We start from the raw sequence: 576 nt of genomic DNA on the forward strand, positions 1-576 counted from the left end.
TCCAATGGACAGACCATCACCATCCCGGTTGGCGAAAGCCATGGTTCGGTGAACTTCACCGCGCCAAACGATGCTCTGGCAGGCGGTAGCTCCCTGAGCACCACCATCACCAAGGCCGACGGTGGTAACTACGAGAAGCTGGAGATCAACGACAAGCCAGCCGAGACCTCGGTTACCGATACACCAGACACCACCACTCTGAGCCTGAGCGCTACTGACTCGGTGGCCGAAGGTGGTTCCATCGTCTACACCGCGACACTGACCAACGCCGCTGGCACTCCGGTCACCGTAACCTTGTCCAACGGTGCGGTGATCACCATCGCCGCCGGGGCAACCAGCGGTACTGTGACCGTAGCCGCGCCAGCCGACGACGTGTACAAGGACGCCGGCAAAGTCGAAGCCACTATCACCAAAGCCGATGGCGGCAACTTTGAACACCTGGAGACCAATCCGACTCCAGCCGTCACTGACGTCACTGACACTATCGATACTTCGACTGTCAGCCTGACCGCTACGCCAAGCGTCGCCGAAGGCGGCATTGTGGTGTACACCGCTTCGGTCTCGGCACCAGTCACC

At 60.4% G+C, this 576-nt stretch carries 1 protein-coding gene; it reads left to right on the forward strand.

What is annotated here, in order from left to right; all coding sequences use genetic code 11:
* On the forward strand, window positions 1-576 hold a 576-nt coding region (locus tag LXM55_RS32345; RefSeq protein WP_233324204.1), incomplete at both ends, for an immunoglobulin-like domain-containing protein.

The organism is Pseudomonas sp. Au-Pse12 (assembly GCF_021341665.1).
In the GTDB taxonomy this organism is placed as follows: Bacteria; Pseudomonadota; Gammaproteobacteria; order Pseudomonadales; family Pseudomonadaceae; genus Aquipseudomonas.